We start from the raw sequence: 19,926 nt of genomic DNA, 5'->3' as shown, positions 1-19,926 counted from the left end.
CGAGCGTTATCTCGAAACGGGAAAAGCGGCTCCCTATATCGGTCGCAATCGATCGCTTACCTTCGGGCATTACCTTCCCAGCCCGACAAGGAGCGCCAGCCTTCCAACGAAAGAACCCTAATGCCTAGTTTCGCGCAAAGCCTGGAAAAGACGCTGCATGCCGCGCTGTCCCATGCGTCGGACCGCAGCCACGAATACGCAACGCTCGAGCATCTGCTGCTCGCGTTGATCGACGACGCCGATGGCGCCCAAGTGATGACCGCGTGCGGCGTCGACCTGGGAGACCTCAGCGAAGTGGTGCGCCAGTACCTTGACCAGGAATACCAATCGCTGAAAACTGAGGAAAAGGGCGATCCTGCCCCCACCGCCGGTTTCCAGCGCGTGATCCAGCGCGCCATCCTGCACGTGCAGTCCAGCGGCAAGGACACCGTGACCGGCGCCAACGTGCTGGTCGCCCTCTTCTCCGAACGGGATAGCTATGCGGTCTACTTCCTGCAGCAGCAGGATATGAGCCGCCTGGATGCCGTCAGCTATATCAGCCACGGCATCGGCAAGGGCGGCCGCCGCATCGAAGACAAGAACGCCAAGGGCTCCGAAGAGCAGGCCCCCCAGGCCTCCGAGGAAAAGAGCGACAGCAAAGGCGGCAACAAGAAGGAATCCGCGCTCGACCAGTTCTGCGTCAACCTCAACGACAAGGCGCTGTCGGGCAAGGTCGATCCACTGATCGGTCGTGGCCCCGAAGTGGATCGCACGATCCAGATCCTGTGCCGCCGCTCCAAGAACAACCCGCTCTACGTGGGTGATCCGGGCGTGGGCAAGACCGCCATCGCCGAGGGCCTGGCGCGCAAGATCGTCGAGGGCGAAGTGCCCGAGGTGCTGGAAGAAGCGGTCATCTATTCGCTCGACATGGGCTCGCTGCTGGCCGGCACCCGTTATCGCGGTGACTTCGAGGAGCGGCTGAAGCAGGTCGTCTCTGAACTCGAAAAGATGCCGCACGCGGTGCTGTTCATCGACGAAATCCATACGGTGATCGGTGCCGGCGCCACCAGCGGCGGCGCGATGGACGCGTCCAACCTGCTGAAGCCCGCCCTGTCGGGCGGCACGATCCGCTGCATCGGCTCGACCACGTACAAGGAGTTCCGTAACCACTTCGAAAAGGACCGCGCGCTGCTGCGGCGCTTCCAGAAGATCGACGTGAACGAGCCGACGATCGAGGACACGATCAAGATCCTGAAGGGTCTGCGCACCGCGTTCGAGGATCACCACAAGGTCAAGTACACGCCCGACGCGATCAAGACCGCGGTCGAACTGTCGGCCCGCTACATCAACGACCGCAAGCTGCCCGACAAGGCGATCGACGTAATCGACGAAGTCGGCGCGATGCAGATGCTGGTGCCGCCCAGCCGCCGCAAGAAGACGATCACCGCGCGTGAGATCGAGGCGGTGATCGCCACGATGGCGCGCATCCCGCCCAAGTCCGTCAGCAGTGACGACAAGAAGGCGCTGGAATCGCTCGATCGCGATCTGAAGCGGGTGGTGTTCGGTCAGGACAAGGCGATCGGCGTACTGTCCACGGCGATGAAGCTCAGCCGCGCGGGCCTGCGCGATCCGGACAAGCCGATCGGCTCGTTCCTGTTCTCCGGCCCCACCGGCGTCGGCAAGACCGAAGTCGCGCGCCAGCTGGCCAACATCATGGGCATCGAGCTGAAGCGGTTCGACATGTCGGAATACATGGAGCGCCATTCGATCAGCCGCCTGATCGGCGCGCCTCCGGGCTATGTCGGTTTCGACCAGGGCGGCCTGCTGACCGACGCGATCGACCAGAACCCGCATTGCGTGCTGCTGCTCGACGAGATCGAGAAGGCGCATCCCGACTTGTTCAACATCCTGCTGCAGGTGATGGACAACGGCCGCCTGACCGATCACCACGGCAAGACCGTCGATTTCCGCAATGTGGTGCTGATCATGACCACCAATGCGGGCGCTTCGGACATGGCGCGTTCGGGCATCGGCTTTGGCGATGTATCCAAGGCCGACGCGGGCGAGGAGGCGGTGAAGCTGATGTTCACCCCCGAATTCCGCAACCGCTTGGATGCGATCGTGCCCTTCGCCTACCTGGGCAAGGACACCATCAGCCGCGTGGTCGACAAGTTCATCCTCCAGCTGGAACTGCAGCTCGCGGACCAGAACGTCCACATCCAGTTCGACAGCGATGCGCGGGAATGGCTGGGTGAGCGCGGCTACGACAAGCTCTACGGAGCGCGTCCGATGGGCCGCCTGATCCAGGAGAAGGTCAAGCAGCCGCTCGCCGAGGAACTGCTGTTCGGCAAGCTGGCAACGGGTGGCGAAGTGCACGTCTCCATCAAGGAGAACGCACTCTCGTTCGAACTGACCCCGGCGGCGCCCAAGCTGACCAAGGCGAAGAAGAAAGCCCCCGCCAAGAAGACCGCGCCGGATGCCGGTTCGGAATCGGAAGCCAGCTCGGACGAGTAACTCCCGGTCGGGCACTGCCCACAAGCATGGGGTGGAACCACACCGGTTCCGCCCCATTCTGTTATGATGGCGCGTGATTTCTCTTGGATCAAACCCGAACCCTGGGGGATCCACGTCGTCCCGGCGGACAGCTGGATCGACCCTGCCCGACCGGTCGATCGCGCGTTGGTGACGCATGGCCATGCCGATCACGCACGCGGCGGCCATGGCGCGACCCTGGCTACGCCCGAAACGCTGGCGATCATGAAGCTGCGCTACCAGACGGACGCGGGCGCGCAGCCGACTGCTTATGGCGAGACGATCAGCCTGGGCGGCGGCGTCGATGCGACCTGGCTCCCGGCCGGGCATGTCCTGGGTTCCGCGCAGATCCTGCTGGAACACGCGGGCGAGCGGATCATCGTCACCGGCGATTACAAGCGCCGCGCGGACCCCACCTGCCCACCGTTCGCGGTGACGCCGTGCGACGTGCTGGTGACGGAGGCAACGTTCGGTCTGCCCGTCTTCCGGCATCCCCCGGTCGAGCACGAGGTCGGCAAGCTGCTCAAGGCGCTGGCCGAGAACCCTGATCGCTGCGTGCTGGTCGGCGCTTACGCCTTGGGTAAGGCGCAGCGCCTGATCGCGGAAGTGCGCCGCGCCGGCCATAGCGCGCCGATCTACCTGCATGGCGCGATGGAGCGGATGTGCCGGCTCTATCAGGAGTTCGGCGTCGATCTAGGAGACTTGCGCCTCGTCAGCGACGCGAAGAAGGAAGACATCGTCGGCCATATCGTCGTCAGCCCGCCGTCCGCGCTCAACGATCGCTGGAGCCGCCGCCTGCCCGATCCGATCACCGCGATGGCGTCCGGCTGGATGCGGGTGCGCCAACGCGCCCGCCAGCGGATGGTGGAACTGCCGCTGGTCATCTCCGACCATGCCGATTGGGACGAGCTGACGCAGACGGTGGTGGACGTGAACCCCTACGAAACCTGGATCACCCACGGCCGTGAGGAGGCGATGCTGCGCTGGTGCCAGCTACACCAACGGCGCGCCAAGGCGTTGGCCCTCGTGGGCTACGAGGACGAGGACGATTGATGGAGGAGTTTGCCGCCCTCCTGGATGCGCTTGTCTATACCCGCAGCCGCAACGCCAAGCTCAAGCTGCTGGCCGATTACCTGCGCGATACGCCGGACCCCGATCGCGGCTGGGCGCTGGCCGCCCTGACCGACGGGATCGACTTTCCGGCGGTGAAGTCCTCCACCATCCGCAATCTGTTGAGCGAGCGGGTGGACCCTGTACTCTACGCGCTCAGCCGCGATTTCGTTGGCGACAGTGCCGAAACCGCCAGCCTGCTGTGGCCCGAACCGGACACGCCCCCCACCCCGCCGACCGTGACCGAGGCGGTCGATGCACTGGCCGCGATGACCCGCGCCACCGTCGTTACCGAACTGCCGCGCATGCTGGACCGGCTCGATTCCGATGGCCGCTACGCCTTGCTCAAGATGGCGACCGGCGCGATGCGGATCGGCATCTCCTCTCGCCTCGCCAAGACCGCGTTCGCGCAGGCGTTCGGCGTCACGGTGGAAGAGGTGGAGGAGCATTGGCACGGCCAGACCCCGCCCTATCAGCCGCTGTTCGCCTGGGCCGCGCATGGCGAGGATGCGCCTTCGTCCGAGGGTATTCCGCTGTTCCGCCCGTTCATGCTGGCCCATCCGCTCGAAGAGACGATCGTCGACATGGCCGATTACGCGGCCGAGTGGAAATGGGACGGCATCCGCGTGCAGCTGGTCCGCGCCGACAAGGCGGACGGCACGGGTGAGACGCGCGTCTATTCGCGTTCGGGCGACGATATCTCGGCCACGTTCCCCGAAGTCGCCGCCTCGCTGCCGTTCGCGGCGGTGCTGGACGGCGAACTGCTGGTGCGCGGCTCGCATCAGGGCGGGGAAGAAGGCGGTGCGGCCAGCTTCAACGCGCTGCAGCAGCGTCTGGGCCGCAAGGTGGTGAGCAAGAAGATGCTGGCGGAGTACCCGGCCTTCGTGCGGCTCTACGACGCGCTGATCGTCGATGGCGAGGACTTGCGCGAACTTTCCTGGGAGCAGCGGCGCTTACGCCTGGAAGCACTGATGCCGCGCCTCGATCCGGACGATTTCGACTTGAGCCAGGTGATCGAGGCAGCGACGCTCGACGATCTCGCCCGCATTCGCGAACGCACCCGCGACGACGCGATCGAGGGCGTCATGCTCAAGCGCCGCGACTCGCCGTACATCGCCGGGCGGCGCACGGGCCTATGGTACAAATGGAAGCGCGATCCGCTGCTGGTCGACTGCGTGATGATGTACGCCCAGCGCGGCAGCGGGCGGCGGTCCTCGTTCTATTCAGATTACACCTTCGGCTGCTGGGACGGCGATCCCGATCAGGGCGCGGAGCTGCTTCCGGTGGGCAAGGCTTACTCAGGCATCACCGACGAGGAGCTGAAAATGCTCGACAAGTTCGTGCGCCAGCACACGCTCAACCGGTTCGGCCCGGTCCGGGAAGTAGAGCGCTCACTGGTGCTGGAAATCGCCTTCGATTCCATCCACCTGAGCAAGCGCCACAAGTCCGGCGTCGCCATGCGCTTCCCCCGCATCAACCGCATCCGCACCGACAAACCCGCCCACGAAGCGGACCGGATCGAAACGCTGAAAGGCCTGATCCGGGATTGAGCGGGGGACTTGGGTGGAGAGCGGACCTATGACGCTTCTCTTTTAAATACGCGAGAAAGGGCAAACCCGAACAATGGCGCAGGTGCAACTGCAAGCAGCCAAAAGTAAAAGTAGATGATCGGGATGCCTATATTCTGCCGGTGGATAGCTGAGGCTTCCGCGTCAGCACGTAAAAAGAGCAGCCAGCTTCCGATGGTGACCGCCACGATCCAGAATAAGACCACTTCAGATCGTCTTTGAAGACCAAAGGTGTTCCGCTTTCTGGTCCACAATATCAAGCCGCAGAAAAACACACCCAGAGTGACAACAATGCCAGCGGTCCATATCCAAGCAATCGCAGGCAATCCGTGCATGCCATATTATAACTGTAAGCGCCGTGCCATGTCACCACGCAATGACTACAAGTGGGCGCAAACAGACCTCACCCCGCTTCAACGAACCGCCTGATGCCCCATCGGCCCATGGCCTGCGCCAAAGCCCGGGGTGGCTTGCAGCGCGGCTCGCACGAAGGCGCGGCTGTTTTCGATGGCGGGCACCAGCGATATGCCGCGGCCCAGTTCCGTCGCGATGGCGCTGGACAGGGTGCAGCCGGTGCCGTGGGTGTGAGGCGTTTCGATGCGCGGCGCGCTCCAAGCGAGCGTCTCCTGGCCCGGGCGGATCAGGCGATCGTGGACGATGTCGCCTGGCGCATCGCCGCCTTTGGCGAGGTAGCTGACGCCGCGCGCCGCCATTGCATCAGCGCCGCCCAGCGCTGCGAGTTCGGGCACGTTCGGCGTGGTCAGCGCGGCGAGCTTCATCAATCGCTCGAACGCGGCGACTGTCGCTGCGTCTGCTAGTACCGATCCGCTGGTGGAGATCATCACCGGATCGAACACCACCGGCACGTCCAGCGCCTCCAGCCGGTCCGCCACGACATGGGCGATCGCCGCCGAGCCGAGCATGCCGATCTTCACCGCATCCACGCCGATGTCGGACACGCAGGCGTCGATCTGCGCACCCACCATCTCGGGCGAAAGAGCTTCCACGCCGGTCACGCCCAGCGAATTCTGCGCGGTGATGGCGGTGATCGCGGTCATCGCGAAGCCGCCCAGCATGGTGATCGTCTTGATGTCCGCCTGGATGCCCGCACCGCCCGAGCTATCGGAGCCGGCAATGGAGAGGACGCGGGGCGGCTTGGCGGGCGAGATCATGCGCCTCTCCTACCCGTTCGTGTCGAGCGAAGTCGAGACTGCTGATGTGGCGTAAAAGGTGTCTCGACTTCGCTCAACACGAACGGGGAAATGCGCTCGGGACCTAGCCCCGAAACTGTCGCTCGTTCGAAGGTGGGCTCTTCACCTGTGCCTTCTTCGATCGCGTCGGCCGGTCGACCAGTTCGCCGCCGCAATTGGGACACAGGTCGTCCAGCGCTTCGGCACACTCGGCGCAGAAGGTACATTCGAAGCTGCAGATGAACGCACCGGGCGCCTGGGCGGGAAGGTCGGTGCCGCAACGCTCGCAATCGGGACGCATTTCCAGCATGTCAGGCCGCCGCCTTTTCCACCGCGGCGCAGATCGAGGCGACCGCCGCCTCGACCTCACCGGCATCGTCACCCTCCGCCATCACGCGGATCACCGGCTCGGTGCCAGAAGGCCGGATGACCAGGCGGCCCTTGCCGTTCAGCGAAGCCTCGGCATCGGCGATCACCGCCTTCACGCTGTCCGCCTCCAGCGGCTTGCCGCCGCCAAAGCGCACGTTGCGCAGCAGCTGCGGCACCGGGTCGAACAGATGCAGCAGCTCGCTCGCCCGCTTGCCGGACTGGACCAGCGCCGCTAGCACTTGCAGCGCCGCCACGGTGCCGTCTCCGGTGGTCGCGTGATCGAGCAGGATCATATGGCCCGACTGCTCGCCGCCGACGTTGTATCCACCCTTGCGCATCGCCTCCAGCACATGGCGATCGCCCACGGCGGTGCGCATCAGGTCCAGGCCCTGCCCCTTGAGGAAACGCTCCAGCCCCAGGTTCGACATGACGGTGGCCACCACGCCGCCGCCGGCCAGCCGGCCCTGCCGCGCCCATTCGCTGCCGATCAGCGCCATGATCTGATCGCCATCGACGATCTTGCCCTTTTCATCCACCACGATCAGGCGATCGGCATCGCCATCCAGCGCGACGCCGATATCCGCGCCGGAGGAGACCACCGTCTCCTGCAAGGCGCCGACATGGGTTGAGCCGCAATTGAGATTGATGTTCTTGCCATTGGGGCTGACGCCCAGCGTCACCACTTCCGCGCCCAGTTCCCAGAAGGCGGACGGGGCCACCTGATAGGCCGCGCCGTTCGCGCAATCGAGGGCGATCTTCAGCCCATCGAGCCGGATCTCCTTGGCGAGCGAACCTTTCACCGCGTGGATATAGCGCCCGCGCGCGTCCTCGATCCGGCGGGCGCGGCCGATCTCATCCGAGGCGGCAAGCGCCAGATCCTGCGAAAGCATCGCCTCGATCGCCAGTTCGTCTGCATCGGAGAGCTTGAAGCCATCGGGGCCAAACAGCTTGATGCCGTTGTCCTCATACGGATTGTGGCTGGCAGAGATCATCACGCCCACGTCCGCGCGCAGTTCCTGTGTCAGCAGCGCGACTGCGGGGGTGGGCATCGGCCCCAGCAGCACCACGTCCATGCCCACGCTGGTGAAGCCTGCCACCATCGCGTTTTCCAGCATGTAGCCGGAAAGGCGCGTGTCCTTGCCGATCACCACGCGGTGGCGATGGCTGCCGCGCAGAAAGCGGGTGCCCGCCGCCTGGCCGACCTTCATCGCGGTGGCGGCGGTCATCACGCCTGCGTTGGTGCGGCCACGGATGCCGTCAGTGCCGAAGAATTGCTTGCTCATGCCTCGTCCCTAACCCGGCGATGCTTACCATGCGATTGCCGTGGAATTGCGATGTCGTCATCGGGTGCTAAAGCATTGTGCCGGATCACGCGAACCGGTTTTTGGCGATACGCCAGCACGTGGGTGGCAGCATAGGGGCCGTTTGGTGCGTTCAGGAGGGCTATGACGCCAGAAACCGCTGACAACAGCGCCACACGCATGCCCCCGATCACGGTTCCGGCCGGCTGGACCTTTCTGGGCCTGGCGCTGGGTATCGCCCTGGGCTGGTTGCTGAGTGGGACCGCGATATCCGGGCCTCTGCTCGCCGTGGCGGGTCCGGTGGGCAAGCTGTGGCTGCAGGGCCTGACGATGACGATCCTGCCGCTTGTGGCGGCGCTGCTGTTCAACGGCGTGGTCGATACCGTGGCAGCGGCACGCGCCGGACCGATGGCACGGCGCACGCTGGGGCTGATCTTCGGCATCCTGGCGTTCAGCGCAATCCTGGGCGGCCTGCTGACCCCGCTGCTGCTGGGCCTGTTCCCCGTACCCGCAGATGCTGCGCGCGCGATCGGCGCACAAAGCGCTGACCCTGGCCCCGTGCCCGGCATCGCCGATTTTCTGACCGGCCTGATCCCCTCCAACATCGTGTCGGCGGCCGGGGACAACGCGATGCTGCCGGTGATCGTGTTCTTCGCGCTGTTCGCGCTGGCCTCCACGCGTCTGGCGGACGGTCCACGCCAGACCCTGGCCTCCCTGTTCGAGGGGATCGCAGGCGCGATGATGGTGGTGATCGGCTGGGTGCTGGCGGTTGCGCCGATCGGCGTATTCGGGCTGGCCTTCAGCGTGGCGGCCGGCAGCGGCGGCGCGGCGATCGGCGCGCTGGCGCATTATGTCTCGATCGTCGCGGCAGTGGGCGGCGTGATTCTTATCGGGGCCTACCTGCTGGCGGTATTCGGTGCCAAGCGCAGCCCGCTTGCCTATGCCCGCGCGATGCTGCCGGCGCAGACGGTGGCGTTCTCCACCCAGTCCTCGCTCGCCAGCCTGCCCGCGATGCTGGTCTCCTGCCGCAATCTGGGCGTGCGCGAGCGGACCGGAGAATTCGTGCTGCCGCTGGCGGTCGCGCTGTTCCGCCCCACCGGCCCGGCGATGAACATGGCCGTCGCCATCTATGCCGCGCACCTGACCGGGGTGACGCTGACGCCGCTGGTGCTGGCGTCCGGCATCCTGACCGCCTTCGCGACGACGATGGGCGCGGTATCCTTACCGGGCGCGATCAGCTTCGTCACATCCTGCGGCCCCGTGGCGATCGCGATGGGCGTGCCGGTGGAGCCTCTGGCGCTATTGGTGGCGGTGGAGATGCTGCCCGACCTGATGCGCACCCTGGGCAATGTCAGCATGGACGTGGCGGTGACGGCGACGGTGGATCGGCTGGAAGGTGACGAGGGCGCGCCACGGACGGTGCATTGACCCCCTAACCGGGCTTGGCATGGAGGCACAAAAAAAAGCCCTCTCGCCGTAGCAAGAGGGCCTTCCTTATGTTTCGAACCGGGAAGAACTCAGCTGTCGTCGCCGGCGAACTCTTCATCGGCGGCATTGCGTGAGCCATACCGGTTTTCCAGGTCGTCCATGGTCTCTTCGCCATCGAAGGCGGCCATGTCGATATTGCCGCTGGATTCCATCTGCTTCATGCGGTCGATCAAGTCGGGCGCATCCACGTCTTCCAGGCCGCTATCGTCCTTGACGCTGTCCAACGGGGAACGCTCGTCCACGCCGTCCAGCGCTTCGTCGGCCACGGTCTGCGCCTGGGTGTCCTCGTCCTCCTGCTCGGGCGTGATATCCTCGCGCGAGAGGTCGCGTTCCTGATCCATCATCGAAATTCTCCTTCACCCGCACAACCGTCGGGTGAAGGATCGGGTTCCGCGTGCCCTAGCGTGAGGGGACAGGCTTTTCGCCCGAGTAGTCGTAGAACCCCTTGCCGGACTTGCGGCCATACCAGCCGGCCTCGACATACTTCTGCAGCAGTGGCGCGGGCCGGTACTTGGGATCGCCGGTGGTGGCGTGGAACACCTTCATGATCTCGTAGAGCGTATCAAGGCCGACGAAATCGCACAGAGTCAGCGGACCCATCGGGTGGTTCAGGCCGATCTTGCAGCCCGCGTCGATATCCTCGACCGAGGCCAGCCCCTCACCCAGCACGAAGATCGCCTCGTTCAGCATCGGGCACAGGATGCGGTTGACCACGAAGCCCGGCGCATCGCCCGCGATCACCACGGTCTTGCCCAGCGCTTCGCCGAACGCCTTCATCTTGTCGATGGTATCCTGCGACGTGGCGAGGCCGGGGATCACTTCGACCAGGCCCATCACCGGTACGGGATTGAAGAAGTGCAGCCCGCAGAACCGGGTCGGATCGGGCGAACCGGCCGCCATGCGCGTGATCGGGATGGAGCTGGTATTGGATGCCAGGATCGCGTTGGGGCCAAGCACCTTGCCCGCCGCCTCGAAGATCTTGGCCTTGATATCCTCGCGCTCGGTCGCGGCTTCGATAATCAGATCGGCCTTGGTCATCGTGGCATAGTCGCCCACGGGAGTGATGCGGCCCAGCAGCGCGTCAGCATCCGCTTGCGTCAGCTTCTCTTTCGCCACCAGCTTGGACAGGCCCTTGGCGATGCCGGCCTTGCCCTTCTCTGCCAGTTCGACCGAGACGTCGGACAGGATCACATCCATGCCCTTGCTGGCGACGGTCTGGGCGATGCCCGCGCCCATGATGCCTGCCCCAATGATGCCGACTGTCTGCATTGCCAATTCTCCCATGCTGCGGTGCGGGATGACTAGCGGGATTGGCAGCGGACGCAACTATGGTTCGGATAGTTGACGGGGGGACAAACCCCTAACGATTGGCCCCCGGCACCCACAACACATCGCCGCCCGCCGCCGCGTTGACCGCGCGGGCCAGGACGAACAGATAATCGCTCAGGCGGTTTACGTAGGCCAGCGCGGCGGGGTTCAGCGGCTGTTCCGCAGATGCCTTGGTCGCCGCACGCTCTGCATGGCGGGTGACGGCACGGGCTATGTGAATGCGCGCCGCCGCTTCGGTGCCGCCGGGCAAGATGAAGCTGCGCAGCGGCTCAAGCCCTTCGTTCAGCGCGTCGATCTGCTGCTCCAGCCATTCGACCTGGCTCTGGACGATCCGCAAGGTCATCTCACCTGGCGCGAAATCCTCGCCCGGCGTCGCAAGATCGGCGCCCAGATCGAACAGATCGTTCTGAATGCGCGTCAGCGCCGTGGCATGGGGAGACCCGGTCAACGCGCAGACGGCAAGGCCGATCGCGCTGTTGGCTTCGTCCACCGCGCCGATCGCGGCCATGCGCGCGTCGTGCTTGGCCACGCGCGATCCGTCGACGAGGCCGGTGGTGCCATCGTCGCCCGTGCGCGTGTAAATCCGGTTCAGCTTGACCAAGTCAGGTGCGGCCGGATTACTTCGACATTGCCATCAGCAACGCCACCACCACGACGGCGGCAGCCTGATACTTGATGCGGTTGAACATCATCTTGTTCTGCATCATCTGGGCCGGCGTGGCTCCCGTGGCGTTGGGATCGCCCTCCAGGTCCATCTTGGTGCTCTGCATGAAGGCGACGATGCCCCGCACGAGGCTGACGACAACCATGACCATCAGCACGACGATCAAAGGGATAAGGATGTAGCTCATGCCTTTACATGTAGGCCTGAGGACAGGGAAATACCAGCGGGCAAGCGCCCGTCCCGAAGGGCAGCGGCCAGCGCCGGGCCGTCCTCTCCTGCCAGCCGCCGATCGCTGAGCGAGGGCGCGCCGCGCCGCTTGGCCAGCTTGCGGCCATCGGGCTCCAGCAGCACCGCGTGGTGGTGCCAGGTGGGCACCGGCAGGCCAAGCAGCGCCTGCAATAGCCGGTGGACATGGCTGGCGGCGAACAAGTCCATCCCGCGCGTGACCAGCGTGATGCCGTCCACCGCGTCGTCCAGCGTGGCGGCAAGGTGATAGCTGGCGGGCAGGTCCTTGCGCAAAAGCACCACGTCGCCAAAGATTTCGGGCGTGGCGCGCTGCGGGCCGGCCAGTTCGTCCACCCACTCCAGCGGCCCGGCCAGCGCGACCGCCGCCGCCATGTCGATCCGCCACGCCGCGCCTTGCGGGTCGATTGCGTGCTTATTGTCCGGGAGATGGCGGCAGGTGCCGGGGTAGAGCGGGCCGTCCGGGCCGACCTCGGTCGCCGCCGCCGCGATCTCGGCACGGGTGCAGCGGCAGGGGTAGAGCAGGCCCATCGCCTTCAGACGCTCTGCGGCCTTGGCATAGCTGGAAAGACGGTGGGACTGGAACACCGGCTCACCATCCCAGGACAGCCCAAGCCAGGCGAGATCGGCCAGCGAGCCGGCGATGAACTCGGGCCGGCTACGCTCACCATCGATGTCCTCAATCCGCACCTCGAACGTGCCGCCCCGCGATCGCGCCAGATCATGCGCGACGATCGCGGCATAGGCATGGCCTAGGTGCAGCGGGCCATTGGGGCTGGGGGCAAAGCGGGTTCGGATCATCTGGTTGGCTGGTGTGGCGGGGTGGGGGAAGGTTCGCAAGATAGTTCACGCGGAGGCGCGAAGGCGCGGAGAATGGGTTCGCGCAGAGATCGCAAAGGCGCAGAGGAGGGTCGCGCTTTGCGGCGAAGCCGCTTTCACCTTCTGCCATTGCGCCAAACGCCCCGCATAGGATCAGGGCCTTACGGCCGATTTCGCCACTGCCCCCTCCGCGCCTCTGCGATCTCTGCGCGAACCACCCCTTCCTTCTTCGCGTCTCCGCACGAGCCCAAAAGATCGAGCTGTGGATTTCCCGCCAACCTTCCCTCAACCGGAACTTGACGCCCCGGCACACACCTGCTGCAATCATGCAATGCCTTGCCATCAAACCGCAATGACGGCCTGCGACAGGAGGCCATGCTCAAGTCGGAGCTGATCGAGCGCGCGGCCCGGTTCCGCAGCGCGGAGGAGGATCCCTCCCGCAGTCTTGCGGACTGTCCGGCATTGGTTCTGAATGCGGACTACACGCCGCTTTCCTACTACCCCCTCAGCTTGTGGCCGTGGCAGACCGCGATCAAGGCGATCGTGCTGGAGCGGGTGGACGTGGTCAGCGTCTATGACCGGGCGGTGCATTCGCCCAGCTGGACGATGCAGATCCCCTCCGTGATCGCACTGCGCCAATATGTGAAGCCTTCCGAATTCCCCGCCTTCACGCGCTTTAACGTATTCCTGCGCGATCGTTTCAGCTGCCAGTATTGCGGCAGTCCGCAGCACCTGACGTTCGACCATGTGGTGCCCCGGCGGCTGGGCGGGCGCACCAGCTGGGAGAATATCCTCACCGCCTGCGCGCCCTGCAATATGAAAAAGGGCGGGCGTACGCCCAAGCAGGCGAAGATGCCGCCGATCGTCCAGCCGATCCGCCCGACTAGCTGGCAATTGCAGGAACGCGGGCGCGCGTTTCCCCCCAATCACCTGCACGAAACCTGGCGGGACTGGCTCTATTGGGATGTCGAGCTGGAGGCCTGAGCCCCAGGGATACGCCCTAGTTCGCGCTGTCCTTGTCCCAGGGGCTCTTCGCATGATGCTGGGCCTGCGCGGCGGGCTTGGCATCGTCATCATCGGGTGACGGGACCAGGCAATACGCCGTCACCAGCACGCCCGCCGACCACCACAGCGCCCGCCAGCGACTGCGAAACACGGTGCGGATCGATGGACCAAGCGTGGAGATCATGCGCGGCAACTTTCTCAGAGCCGTTCGTGTCGAGCGAAGTCGAGACACACTAGCGCGACGCCAGCATGCCTTGACCGCGCTCGACACGAACGGATCAGCAACGTCTAAGCCACAGACCGTTAATTCTCCGTGCCTGCCTCGCGCTTCAGATCGTAGATCAGTTCCAGCGCCTCGCGCGGGGTGAGGGCGTCGGCGTCGATCGCATTGATGCGATCGCGCATGGTGTCGCAGGCTTCCTCGCGCGCGGCTTCTGCGGCGGCGAACAGCGGCAGGTCGCCCAGCCCCGCCGCCAGCCCACCGGTTTGCGCGCGGCCCTTCTCCAGCTTGTCGAGCACAGACTTGGCGCGGCTGACCACTTTGGCCGGCACCCCCGCCAGCCGCGCCACGGCCAGGCCATAGCTGCGGTCCGCCGGGCCTTCCGCCAGCTCGTGCAGCAGCACCAGATCGCCCTTCCACTCGCGCGCGCGGACGTGGTGGAGCGAGAGCGCGTCGCACGTCTCGGCCAGCCGGGCCAGTTCGTGGTAATGCGTGGCGAACAGGCAGCGGCAGCGGTTGGTCTCATGCACCGCCTCCGCCACCGCCCAGGCCAGCGCCAGCCCATCATAAGTGCTGGTGCCGCGCCCCACTTCGTCCAGGATCACGAAGCTGCGCTCCGTCGCCTGCGCCAGGATCGCGGCGGTCTCCACCATTTCGACCATGAAGGTGGAGCGGCCCTTGGCCAGATTGTCCGAAGCCCCCACGCGGCTGAATAGTCGGTCCACCAAGCCGATGCGCGCCCGGCTCGCGGGCACGAAACCACCGGCTTGCGCCAGCAGCACGATCAGGGCGTTCTGGCGCAGGAACGTGGACTTGCCGCCCATGTTCGGCCCGCCGATCAGCCAGAGCCGATCATAGGCCGCCAGCTTGCAATCGTTGGCCACGAACCGTTCGCCCTGTGCCGCCAGCGCCGCTTCGACCACGGGGTGGCGCCCGCCCTCGATCTCCAGGCATGTGGCCTCGACGATCTCGGGCGCGGTCCAGCCGCCTTGCGCCGCGCGCTCGGCCTGGCCCGCCGCCACGTCGATGCGGGCCAGCGCCGCCGCCGTCGCCGCGATGGCGTTGCGCGCAGCCACCACGGCGGCCACCAGCTCCTCGAAATGCGATTCCTCCGCCGCCAGCGCATGCCCGCCCGCCTCGGCGATGCGGCTCGCTTCCTCGTGCAGGGCCATCGCGTTGAAGCGCATCGCCCCCGCCATCGTCTGCCGGTGCGTGAAGCCGCTGTCGGGCAGAAGCAGCTTGTCGGCATGGCGCTGCGGCACTTCGATGAAGTAGCCCAGCACGTTGTTGTGCTTGATCTTCAGCGCGGCGACGCCGGTTTCTTCGCGGTATCGGGCTTCCAGCGCGGCGATCGCGCGGCGGGCATTGCCGGAGGTACGGCGCAGTTCGTCCAGAGCGGCGTCATACCCCTCGGCGATGAAGCCGCCCTGCCCGCGCTCGGTCGGCGGGGCGGCCACCAGCGCGCGGTTCAGCCAGTCGACCAGTTCGCCATGCCCCGCCAGAGCGGGCAGCAGCCGGGCGAGCAGACCCGGCATATCCTGATGCCGCGCCAGCCGCTCATGAAGGCCGCGCGCGCCGCCCAGGCCATCGCGCAATTGCCCCAGATCGCGCGGGGAGCCCCGCCCCGCCACTACCCGGCCCAGCGCACGGCCGATATCGGGCAGCGCGCGCAAGGCCGCGCGCACATCGTCGCGCTGCAAGGCGTCGTCATGCCACCAGCCGACCAGCGCCAGCCGCTCGGCGATGGCCGCACGGTCGGTCAGCGGAGCGGAAAGATCGTCCGCCAGCTGGCGTGCCCCCGCCCCGGTGACGCAGCGGTCGATCGCGTCGATCAGGCTGCCCTTGCGCTGGCCTTGCGCCGATTGCAGGATCTCCAGGCTCGCCCGCGTCGCCTCGTCCATGGCGAGCGCGGTGTCCCCGGCGCGTGCTTCGGGCGGCAGCAGCAGCGGCAGCTTGCCGCGCCCGACATGCTCCAGATAAGCGATCAGACCGCCCGCCGCGCTCAGCATCGCGCGGCCGAACATGCCGAACCCTTCCAGCGTGGCGACGCCGTGCAGCGTCTTCAGCCGGGCCTCTCCGCCCTCGCTGGAAAAATCGCGCGCGGGGCGCGGGATCGTATCGACGGGCACGTCCCAATCCTCGGGCGAGACCAGTTCGCTTGCCCCCAGCCGCGCCAGCGCCGCGCCCATGCGATCTGGCGCGCACTCCTCCAGCTCCATGCGCCCGGTCGAGATGTCGCACGCGGCGATGCCAACGGTGCCGCGCACCTCGCATACCGCCGCCAGCACATTGGCGCGGCGCGGTTCGAGCAGCGCCTCCTCGGTCAAGGTGCCGGCCGTCACGAAGCGCACGATGTCCCGCGCCACCAGCGCCTTGGAGCCTCCGCGCTTCTTGGCCTCCGCCGGGCTTTCGGTCTGCTCGGCGATGGCGACGCGGCACCCTGCGCGGATCAGGCGCGCCAGATACCCTTCCGAAGAGTGCACCGGCACGCCGCACATCGGGATCGGCGCGCCGTTATGCTCGCCCCGGCTGGTCAGCGAGATGTCCAGGATCGCCGCCGCCGTCTTCGCATCGTCGAAGAACAGCTCGAAGAAATCCCCCATGCGGTAGAACAGCAGGCAGTCCCCCGCCTCTTCTCGCAGCGCGAGATATTGCGCCATCATCGGCGTGTGGGCAGCTGCATCGGCCATGGTTGCGCCGGGTTAGCGCCGAGTTGCATGATTCGGAACGGGCGCAGGGCAGCTTTCCCCTACCAAGAACGCCTAACTTTGGTTAGGGCGCAGCTCGAAAGATACAGGCCGATAGATGCAGCCACCGGATCGCGGCTGCGCTTCGCCACAGCGGGAGACTTGGCGTGACAGACGAAACCAGGGTTCAGTTCACCGACCGCGAAGCGCTGTTCTATCACCAGACGATCCGCCCCGGTAAGATCGAGATCATCGCCAGCAAGCCGATGACGACGCAGCGCGACCTCTCGCTGGCCTACTCGCCGGGCGTCGCCGTGCCGGTACAGGCCATCGCCGACAATCCCGGCGACGCTTACGAGTATACTGCAAAGGGCAACCTGGTCGCCGTGATCTCCAACGGCACGGCCATCCTGGGCATGGGCAACCTGGGCGCGCTGGCCTCCAAGCCGGTGATGGAAGGCAAGGCGGTACTGTTCAAGCGCTTCGCCGATGTCGATTCCATCGATCTCGAAGTCGACACCGAAGACCCCGAGGCGTTCATCAACGCCGTCGCCCTGCTGGAGCCCAGCTTCGGCGGCATCAACCTTGAGGATATCAAGGCCCCGGAATGCTTCATCATCGAGCAGGCACTGCGCGATCGGATGAACATCCCCGTCATGCATGACGACCAGCACGGCACCGCGATCATCGCGGCGGCGGGCGTGATCAACGCCTGCCTCATCACCGGGCGCAAGCTGAAGGACGTGCGGATGGTGGTGAACGGCGCCGGCGCATCCGCGCTGGCCTGCACCGCGCTGATCAAGGGCATGGGCGTGCCGCATGAGAATGTGACCGTGTGCGACCGTTCCGGCCCGATCTATCCCGGCCGCGCCGATGTGGACCAGTGGAAGAGCGCGCACGCCATCCCCACCGAGGCCCGCACTCTGGAAGAAGCGCTGGTGGGCGCGGACATCTTCCTGGGCCTGTCCGCCGCCGGAGCACTGAAGCCCGAGTGGGTGGCGAAGATGGCCAAAAGCCCGATCATCTTCGCGATGGCCAATCCCACGCCGGAAATTATGCCGGACGAGGCCAAGGCCGTGCGTCCCGACGCCATCATCGCCACGGGCCGCTCGGACTTTCCGAACCAGGTCAACAACGTGCTTGGTTTCCCCTTCATCTTCCGCGGCGCGCTGGACGTGCGCGCCACCGCGATCAACGAAGAGATGAAGATCGCCGCCGCCCGCGCCATCGCCGAGCTGGCGCGCGAGCAGGTGCCGGAGGAAGTGGCCGCCGCCTATGGCAAGAACCACCAGTTCGGGCCCGAGTATATCATCCCCGCGCCGTTCGATCCGCGCCTGATGGAGCGCGTGTCCTCCGCCGTCGCCAAGGCCGCGATGGACAGCGGCGTGGCGCAAAAGCACATCGAGGATTTCGACGCCTACCGTCACGCCCTGAAGGCGCGCCTCAACCCCACCACCTCGGTGCTGACCAACGTCTATGCCAAAGTGAAGGAAGATCCCAAGCGCGTGATCTTCGCCGAGGGCGAGGACGAAGTGGTGCTGCGCGCCGCCGTGCAATACCGTGAATTCGGCTATGGCGAGCCGGTGCTGGTCGGCCGCACCCAGGCCGTGCTCGACAAGATGAAGGAACTGGGCGTCGGCGACCCGGAAAGCTACACGATCGAAAATTCCGCCGTCTCCGAACACGTCGAGCCGATGGTGCAGATGCTGTATGAGCGCCTGCAGCGTCGCGGCTTCCTGGAGCGGGACGTGCGCCGCATGGTCAACCAGGATCGCAACGTCTTCGCCTCCGGCCTGCTCAAGCTGGGCGTGGGCGATGCCATGATCACCGGCATGACCCGCACTTTCGCGCAGTCTATCAAGGAAGTGCGCCAGGTGCTGGACCCCAAGCCCGGCGCGCTGCCTTTCGGCATCCACATGCTGGTGTCCAAGAACCACACCGTGTTCATGTCGGACACCACGATCAACGAGCGTCCGGGCCCTGACGACCTGGTGGTGATCGCGCGTGAGACCGCCGCCGTCGCCCGCCGCCTGGGCCATGAGCCGCGCGTGGCGTTCCTTTCGTACTCCACTTTCGGCAACCCCGCCGGTCGCTGGCTGGAAACGGTGCGAGAGGCGGTCCACATCCTCGACAAGGAGCCGCAGGACTTCGAGTACGAAGGCGATCTGGCCCCGGACGCCGCGCTCAACCCCAAGATCATGAAGCTCTATCCGTTCTCGCGCCTGTCGGCGCCGGCGAACGTGCTGATCATGCCGGGGCTGCAATCGGCCAATATCTCGGCCAAGCTGCTGCGCGAAGTCGGCGGGGCGACCACGATCGGCCCGATGCTGATCGGCATGGAAAAGCCCGTGCAAGTCGTACCGATGACCGCGATCGCGCCCGACGTACTGACCAGCGCAGTACTGGCAGCGTCAGGCGTGGTGGGGTGAGGTTTAGCTGAGCCCACCCCCTTCACCGTTCGTGTCGAGCGAATTCGAGACGCGGCAGCGCCAAGCCAGCGTATCTCGACTTCGCTGAACACAAACGGGACGGCGGGATGACAGGAAACGGGGCGCGCTTGATTTCGGCGGCAGCCCCCGCACTCAGAACCAGGCTTTATAAATCCCGAACGCGCTGGTTGCGGTGAGCACCACGCCGACCAGGATCAGCATCGGCTTTACCGGAATACGCTTGGCCGCCCACGCCCCGATGGGTGCCGCCATGACTCCGCCGATCAGCAGACCCAGGGTTGCGCCGGCCAGATCCGCCACGCCGATGTGCAGGATGAACGCGATCGAGACGGTCACGGTCAGGAAGAACTCGACCAAGTTGACCGTGCCCACCACCTTGCGCGGGTCCGCGCCCTGGATCAGCAGGTTGGAGGTGACGACCGGGCCCCAGCCCCCGCCGCCCGCCGCATCCAGGAAACCACCGACGAGGCCGAGCGGCGCGATCAGCTTGGCTTCGCGCAGCTTGGGCGGATAGAGCAGGCCGCGTACCAGCAGCCAGATGCCGATCGCGCTTAGGTATAGCAGCACGAATGGCTTCACCACGCCAGCATCCAGCGAGGACAGCAGGTATGCGCCCAGTATGCCGCCGATCATGCCGGGGATCAGCAGGCTGAAGAACAGCTTCTTGTCGATATTACCGTGCAGCAGATGGCTGATGCCACTGGTGGCAGTGGTGAAGCATTCCACCAGGTGGACCCGCTGCGAGGCCAGGGCCGGCGGCACCCCCAGCACGCCGACCAGCATGGTGTTGGTGATCACGCCGAACGCCATGCCCAAAGCACCGTCCACCAGCTGCGCGGCGAACCCGACGGCGATGAACGGCAGCAACGCAGCGAAATCAAACTGACCAAAGATTGCGCCGAAATCCATGCCTGCCCCACATTATGTCGATTGGAGTGGTAGACATAATTTCGGCAAATGCCAGTGTCTTAT

Annotated in this window: 17 protein-coding genes; 6 read left to right on the top strand and 11 right to left on the bottom strand. The window is 65.8% G+C overall.

Annotated elements, in window-relative coordinates:
* The first annotated feature begins 120 nt into the window (after positions 1-120).
* From clpA to GGR39_RS02985, 3 genes are all read left to right on the top strand, one after another.
* Positions 121-2,493 (top strand): ATP-dependent Clp protease ATP-binding subunit ClpA, encoded by a 2,373-nt coding sequence (gene clpA / locus GGR39_RS02995; protein WP_058737404.1) that lies wholly within the window; start codon positions 121-123, stop codon positions 2,491-2,493.
* 66 nt (positions 2,494-2,559) lie between these two features.
* Entirely contained in the window at positions 2,560-3,564 is a 1,005-nt protein-coding gene (locus GGR39_RS02990; RefSeq protein WP_183615794.1) for a ligase-associated DNA damage response exonuclease, read from the top strand.
* Positions 3,564-5,171: a cisplatin damage response ATP-dependent DNA ligase gene (locus GGR39_RS02985; protein WP_183615793.1), complete on the top strand. Its 1,608-nt coding sequence runs from the start codon at positions 3,564-3,566 to the stop codon at positions 5,169-5,171. Before GGR39_RS02990 ends, GGR39_RS02985 begins: the two co-directional genes overlap by 1 nt.
* 431 nt (positions 5,172-5,602) lie before the next feature.
* On the opposite strand, the gene thiD is transcribed toward GGR39_RS02985, so the two are convergent.
* The 3 genes from thiD to glmM form a co-directional block, all read right to left on the bottom strand.
* On the bottom strand, positions 5,603-6,361 hold the full coding sequence (thiD, locus tag GGR39_RS02975) for a bifunctional hydroxymethylpyrimidine kinase/phosphomethylpyrimidine kinase (RefSeq protein WP_183615792.1): 759 nt from the start codon (positions 6,359-6,361) through the stop codon (positions 5,603-5,605).
* A 103-nt stretch (positions 6,362-6,464) separates the two neighbouring features.
* Entirely contained in the window at positions 6,465-6,689 is a 225-nt protein-coding gene (locus GGR39_RS02970) for a DUF1272 domain-containing protein (protein WP_183615791.1), read from the bottom strand.
* Position 6,690: 1 nt separating this feature from the next.
* Entirely contained in the window at positions 6,691-8,031 is a 1,341-nt protein-coding gene (gene glmM, locus GGR39_RS02965; RefSeq protein ID WP_183615790.1) for a phosphoglucosamine mutase, read from the bottom strand.
* A 162-nt stretch (positions 8,032-8,193) separates the two neighbouring features.
* Here glmM and GGR39_RS02960 point away from each other — a divergent pair, with 162 nt between their 5' ends.
* Positions 8,194-9,477 carry a dicarboxylate/amino acid:cation symporter gene (locus tag GGR39_RS02960; protein WP_183615789.1) on the top strand — a complete coding sequence of 428 codons (1,284 nt, stop codon included), beginning with the start codon at positions 8,194-8,196 and terminating at the stop codon, positions 9,475-9,477.
* Positions 9,478-9,566: 89 nt separating this feature from the next.
* On the opposite strand, the gene GGR39_RS02955 is transcribed toward GGR39_RS02960, so the two are convergent.
* The 5 genes from GGR39_RS02955 to gluQRS all read right to left on the bottom strand — a co-directional run bounded on the left by GGR39_RS02955 (position 9,567) and on the right by gluQRS (position 12,574).
* On the bottom strand, positions 9,567-9,881 hold the full coding sequence (locus GGR39_RS02955; protein WP_183615788.1) for a hypothetical protein: 315 nt from the start codon (positions 9,879-9,881) through the stop codon (positions 9,567-9,569).
* 55 nt (positions 9,882-9,936) lie between these two features.
* On the bottom strand, positions 9,937-10,806 hold the full coding sequence (locus GGR39_RS02950; RefSeq protein WP_183615787.1) for a 3-hydroxyacyl-CoA dehydrogenase family protein: 870 nt from the start codon (positions 10,804-10,806) through the stop codon (positions 9,937-9,939).
* 91 nt (positions 10,807-10,897) lie between these two features.
* Positions 10,898-11,467, bottom strand: coding sequence for a cob(I)yrinic acid a,c-diamide adenosyltransferase (locus GGR39_RS02945; protein WP_183615786.1), 570 nt, complete (start codon positions 11,465-11,467; stop codon positions 10,898-10,900).
* Positions 11,468-11,483: 16 nt separating this feature from the next.
* The gene (locus GGR39_RS02940) at positions 11,484-11,717 is read right to left on the bottom strand and encodes an HIG1 domain-containing protein (protein ID WP_183615785.1); all 234 of its coding nucleotides are present in this window, start codon (positions 11,715-11,717) and stop codon (positions 11,484-11,486) included.
* A complete protein-coding gene (gene gluQRS, locus GGR39_RS02935) occupies positions 11,714-12,574 on the bottom strand; it encodes a tRNA glutamyl-Q(34) synthetase GluQRS (RefSeq protein WP_183615784.1) in 861 nt (286 codons plus the stop codon). Before gluQRS ends, GGR39_RS02940 begins: the two co-directional genes overlap by 4 nt.
* Before the next feature lie 393 nt (positions 12,575-12,967).
* On the opposite strand from gluQRS, the gene GGR39_RS02930 reads away from it, so the two are divergent.
* Positions 12,968-13,576, top strand: coding sequence for an HNH endonuclease (locus GGR39_RS02930; RefSeq protein ID WP_058737392.1), 609 nt, complete (start codon positions 12,968-12,970; stop codon positions 13,574-13,576).
* Between the two features lie 16 nt (positions 13,577-13,592).
* Here the strand turns inward: GGR39_RS02930 and GGR39_RS02925 are convergent, their stop codons facing one another.
* Both GGR39_RS02925 and mutS read right to left on the bottom strand, forming a co-directional pair.
* The gene (locus tag GGR39_RS02925) at positions 13,593-13,781 is read right to left on the bottom strand and encodes a hypothetical protein (protein ID WP_183615783.1); all 189 of its coding nucleotides are present in this window, start codon (positions 13,779-13,781) and stop codon (positions 13,593-13,595) included.
* A gap of 119 nt (positions 13,782-13,900) precedes the next feature.
* Positions 13,901-16,507 (bottom strand): DNA mismatch repair protein MutS, encoded by a 2,607-nt coding sequence (gene mutS / locus GGR39_RS02920; RefSeq protein ID WP_484549385.1) that lies wholly within the window; start codon positions 16,505-16,507, stop codon positions 13,901-13,903.
* A gap of 164 nt (positions 16,508-16,671) precedes the next feature.
* Between mutS and GGR39_RS02915 the strand changes: the two genes are divergently transcribed.
* Positions 16,672-18,933 (top strand): phosphate acyltransferase, encoded by a 2,262-nt coding sequence (locus GGR39_RS02915; protein ID WP_183615782.1) that lies wholly within the window; start codon positions 16,672-16,674, stop codon positions 18,931-18,933.
* Positions 18,934-19,086: 153 nt separating this feature from the next.
* On the opposite strand, the gene GGR39_RS02910 is transcribed toward GGR39_RS02915, so the two are convergent.
* Positions 19,087-19,863, bottom strand: coding sequence for a sulfite exporter TauE/SafE family protein (locus GGR39_RS02910; protein WP_183615781.1), 777 nt, complete (start codon positions 19,861-19,863; stop codon positions 19,087-19,089).
* Between the last annotated feature and the right edge of the window lie 63 nt (positions 19,864-19,926).

The sequence above is a fragment of the Novosphingobium fluoreni genome (genome assembly GCF_014196615.1).
Taxonomy (GTDB): domain Bacteria; phylum Pseudomonadota; class Alphaproteobacteria; order Sphingomonadales; family Sphingomonadaceae; genus Novosphingobium; species Novosphingobium fluoreni.
This window is presented reverse-complemented; position numbering and strand designations above follow the sequence as displayed.

Coding starts and splice junctions, on each gene's coding strand:
- clpA (WP_058737404.1), top strand. CDS start 121: ATGCCTAGTTTCGCGCAAAGCCTGGAAAAGACGCTGCATGCCGCGCTG.
- GGR39_RS02990 (WP_183615794.1), top strand. CDS start 2,560: ATGGCGCGTGATTTCTCTTGGATCAAACCCGAACCCTGGGGGATCCAC.
- GGR39_RS02985 (WP_183615793.1), top strand. CDS start 3,564: ATGGAGGAGTTTGCCGCCCTCCTGGATGCGCTTGTCTATACCCGCAGC.
- thiD (WP_183615792.1), bottom strand. CDS start 6,361: ATGATCTCGCCCGCCAAGCCGCCCCGCGTCCTCTCCATTGCCGGCTCC.
- GGR39_RS02970 (WP_183615791.1), bottom strand. CDS start 6,689: ATGCTGGAAATGCGTCCCGATTGCGAGCGTTGCGGCACCGACCTTCCC.
- glmM (WP_183615790.1), bottom strand. CDS start 8,031: ATGAGCAAGCAATTCTTCGGCACTGACGGCATCCGTGGCCGCACCAAC.
- GGR39_RS02960 (WP_183615789.1), top strand. CDS start 8,194: ATGACGCCAGAAACCGCTGACAACAGCGCCACACGCATGCCCCCGATC.
- GGR39_RS02955 (WP_183615788.1), bottom strand. CDS start 9,881: ATGATGGATCAGGAACGCGACCTCTCGCGCGAGGATATCACGCCCGAG.
- GGR39_RS02950 (WP_183615787.1), bottom strand. CDS start 10,806: ATGCAGACAGTCGGCATCATTGGGGCAGGCATCATGGGCGCGGGCATC.
- GGR39_RS02940 (WP_183615785.1), bottom strand. CDS start 11,717: ATGAGCTACATCCTTATCCCTTTGATCGTCGTGCTGATGGTCATGGTT.
- gluQRS (WP_183615784.1), bottom strand. CDS start 12,574: ATGATCCGAACCCGCTTTGCCCCCAGCCCCAATGGCCCGCTGCACCTA.
- GGR39_RS02930 (WP_058737392.1), top strand. CDS start 12,968: ATGCTCAAGTCGGAGCTGATCGAGCGCGCGGCCCGGTTCCGCAGCGCG.
- GGR39_RS02925 (WP_183615783.1), bottom strand. CDS start 13,781: ATGATCTCCACGCTTGGTCCATCGATCCGCACCGTGTTTCGCAGTCGC.
- mutS (WP_484549385.1), bottom strand. CDS start 16,507: ATGGCCGATGCAGCTGCCCACACGCCGATGATGGCGCAATATCTCGCG.
- GGR39_RS02910 (WP_183615781.1), bottom strand. CDS start 19,863: ATGGATTTCGGCGCAATCTTTGGTCAGTTTGATTTCGCTGCGTTGCTG.